General features: G+C 73.4%; 4 protein-coding genes and 1 pseudogene. All 5 read right to left on the bottom strand.

The window, feature by feature from the left end:
- Positions 1 to 410, bottom strand: a pseudogene (locus tag ACWF94_RS36675) (hypothetical protein); the annotation flags it as partial.
- Between the two features lie 140 nt (positions 411 to 550).
- A complete protein-coding gene (locus ACWF94_RS36670; protein WP_453498938.1) occupies positions 551 to 1,168 on the bottom strand; it encodes a GNAT family N-acetyltransferase in 618 nt (205 codons plus the stop codon).
- A gap of 14 nt (positions 1,169 to 1,182) precedes the next feature.
- A complete protein-coding gene (locus ACWF94_RS36665) occupies positions 1,183 to 1,923 on the bottom strand; it encodes a MogA/MoaB family molybdenum cofactor biosynthesis protein (RefSeq protein WP_453498936.1) in 741 nt (246 codons plus the stop codon).
- Positions 1,920 to 2,399, bottom strand: coding sequence for a cyclic pyranopterin monophosphate synthase MoaC (gene moaC, locus ACWF94_RS36660; RefSeq protein WP_453498940.1), 480 nt, complete (start codon positions 2,397 to 2,399; stop codon positions 1,920 to 1,922). Before moaC ends, ACWF94_RS36665 begins: the two co-directional genes overlap by 4 nt.
- 96 nt (positions 2,400 to 2,495) lie before the next feature.
- A partial coding sequence (locus ACWF94_RS36655) for a molybdopterin molybdotransferase MoeA (RefSeq protein WP_453498934.1) occupies positions 2,496 to 3,423 on the bottom strand: 928 nt, incomplete at its 5' end.

Here is a 3,423-nt window from a genome sequence, read left to right as displayed (position 1 = left end):
CTGCTGGGCCGGGCGCGCGGGCGCTGCGCCGCCGGGCGTGCCGGGGCCTGCGCGCCCGGGGGTGCCGGGGCCCGTGGCGCCGGGGGCGCCGGGTCCTGTGACGCCGGGGCGGGGGCCGCCATCCGGACCTCGGTGCGGGGCGCGGCGAAGGCCCGGACGTCCACGGAACTCGAAGGGTCCATGGCCACGTCCGGGTCCGCGTCGGTCTCTGGCCGCTCCTCGCGCTCCCGCAGCTCCTTGGCGTACCGGCGCTCCATCGCCCCGCGTCCGGACAGCAGCCGGATGGCGGTGGAGAAGCGTTCCGTGGGACGAGCCTCGTTGAGTTCGTCCTGCCTGCGGAGCCACATCGGCACCAGGTAGGCGGCCCAGGCCCCGACAATGACTGCGTAGATGAGGCCGCTGCTGCTCACGGTCACACCGTAGAGGGATTCTCGCAACGCCATCCTCCAATTGGCTCGGTGTGTCGCACGATCCAGCTGATATCACGGGCTTTTTTTGCGATTGTTCAGATCAGATCATGATCGACTTCGATCATTTTCGAACGTTTATTTTATTTACCGGGGTGAGCCCGGGGGGTGCCGGGGTGCACGCGGTGCCAGCGGCGGAGCAGTCCCTCGGGCACTTCCTCGGCGGTGAGGGCGTACACCAGATGGTCCCGCCACGCACCGTCGATGTGCAGATATCGGGGGCGCACTCCCTCTTCGCGGAATCCGAGTTTCTCCACGACTCGACGGCTCGGGGCGTTCTCGGGCCGAATGCAGACTTCCATACGGTGGAGTCCGACGGTGCGGAAACAGTGGTCGACGGCGAGCGCCACCGCGGTCGGCATCACTCCCCGGCCCGCGACCTCCCGGTCCACCCAGTAGCCGACATGACCCGAACACATCGACCCCCAGGTGATCCCCGCGACCGTCAACTGGCCGACCAGACGGCCCTGGTACTCGATGACGAACGGCAGCATCCGGCCCGCGTTCGCCTCGGCGCGCAGATGGCGGACCATCTGGCGGTAGGTGGGCCGCTGGGCCACCGGGGCGCCGGGCGCGGGCGGCGGGATGGTCGCCTCCCAGGGGCGCAGCCAGTCCCGGTTGCGCCGGTTGACCTCGCGCCAGTCGCGCTGGTCGCGCAGCTTTATCGGGCGGAGAACGACCCCGCCGTCCGCCAGTACCACCGGCCAGGTCGCGTTCAGCTCGCACTCCCCGGGTGGCCCGGGTGCCCGGGGGATTCCGGCCGCGGCGCGGTCCCGGCAGGTCTCTGCTCTTCTGCGGGACCCGCCGATCCCGGCTGCCCGGCGGCGGCCCCCGGGGAAGACGGGGACCCCGCGCCGCCCCCGGGATCCTGGTGATCCGCGCCGTGATCCGCGCCGGAGCCGGATGGCGGCGCCGGGTGGTCCGCTCCGCGGAGTTGGTCGACGGCGTGGGGCAGCAGCCGGGCCAGGACGGCCAGACCGTCCCGTACGCCGCCGGTCGAGCCGGGCAGATTGACGATCAGGGTACGGCCGGCGACCCCGGCGAGGCCCCGGGAGAGCGCGGCGGTCGGGACCGTGGGCAGACCGTGGGCGCGGATCGCCTCCGGGATGCCGGGGATCTCGTAGTCGAGGACGGCCCGGGTGGCCTCGGGGGTGCGGTCGGTGGGGGAGATTCCGGTGCCGCCCGTGGTCAGGATGACGTCGTACGCCGCGTCGGCGCCCGACCGCAGCGCCTGTTCGACGGGGTCGCCGTCGGGCACCACCCGCGGTCCGTCGACGGTGAAGCCGAGCGCGGCGAGGCCCTCGGCGACGAGCGGGCCGCCGCGGTCCTCGTAGACGCCGGCCGCCGCGCGGTTGGATGCCGTGATCACCAGGGCACGGGGCTCGGCGGAACGCGAGTCCCGGCCCCGGCCACGGCTGTCGCCGTGGGAGCGCGTCCCGCCGGGCCGGGCGGTCATGACCGGCTCCAGTCGCCGGATGTGCCGCCCGTCTTCTCCTCGACCCGGATGTCCGTGATCACCGCCGTCTTGTCGACGGCCTTGACCATGTCCACGACCGTGAGCGCGGCGACGGACACGGCGGTCAGCGCCTCCATCTCCACCCCCGTACGGTCGCTCGTGCGCACCGTGGCGGTGATCTCCACGGCGTCGTCGGCGACCGCGAGATCGACCGTGACACCGGAGAGCGCCAGCGGGTGGCAGAGCGGAATCAGCTCGGGGGTGCGTTTCGCCCCCATGATCCCGGCGATACGGGCGGTCGCGAGCGCGTCGCCCTTGGGGACACCCTCCCCCCGCAGCAGCTTCACGACCCCCGGGGAGACCAGCACCCGGCCGCCGGCCCGAGCGGTGCGTACGGTGATGTCCTTCCCCGAGACATCGACCATACGGGCCGCCCCCGCCTCGTCGATATGCGTCAGTCCGCCGTCATCGCTCATGTCGCTGTTGCCGCTCTCCCGGTCCGGGCCCCCGGGGGCCCGCGAGGGCCCGTACGGGCCTGTGTGGGCAGACACGGTACCGCCACCGCACCCGGGTCACCCGAGGAGGACCACCTCCACCTCCGCGCCGGGCTCGGCCGAGGTGTCCGGCTCGGGCAGCACGATCAGGCAGTCCGCGTGGGCGAGGGCCGCGATCAGATGGGAGCCGGAGCCGCCCACCGGAGTGACGGTGCCCGAGCCCGGGTCGTACACCCCGCGCAGGAACTGCCGTTTCCCGGCGGGCGAGGCGAGCGGCCCCTCGGACTTCAGTTCGGCGCGGACCCGGGGCCGGTGGATGTCCGGCAGGCCCATCAGGGTGCGGATCGCGGGGCGTACGAACAGCTCGAAGGAGACATACGACGAGACGGGATTGCCCGGCAGGGCGAGCAGCGGGGTGTGGTCGGGGCCGATGGTGCCAAAGCCCTGCGGCTTGCCCGGCTGCATCGCGAGTGTCCGGAAGTCGATCCCGCCGCCGGGTCCGTCCGGCTCATCCCCGATGTCACCGGCACCGGCATCGGCTCCGGCACCGGCACCGGACAGGGCAGCACCCGCACCGGACAGCGCCTCCTTGACGACGTCGTACGCGCCGACGCTGACACCGCCCGTGGTGACCAGCAGATCGGCGCGGATCAGCTGGTCCTCGATGGTGGCGCGCAGCGTCTCGGCGTCGTCGGTGACCGCGCCGACCCGGTAGGCGAGGGCGCCCGCGTCGCGCGCGGCGGCGGCCAGCGCGAAGCTGTTGGAGTCGTAGATCTGGCCCTCGCCGAGGCTCTCGCCCGGCTGGACCAGCTCGCTGCCGGTGGAGAGGACGACCACGCGCGGACGGGGCCGTACCCGAACGGTGCCCCGGCCGATCGCGGCGAGCAGGCCGATCTGGGGCGGGCCGAGGACCGTGCCCCGGGCGAGGGCGAGATCACCGGCCGCCACATCGCCGCCCCTGGGGCGGACATGGGCGCCCGCCGCCGCCGGGCGGTGCACCCGGACC

It is taken from the genome of Streptomyces sp. NPDC055078 (assembly GCF_053607985.1).
This window is presented reverse-complemented; position numbering and strand designations above follow the sequence as displayed.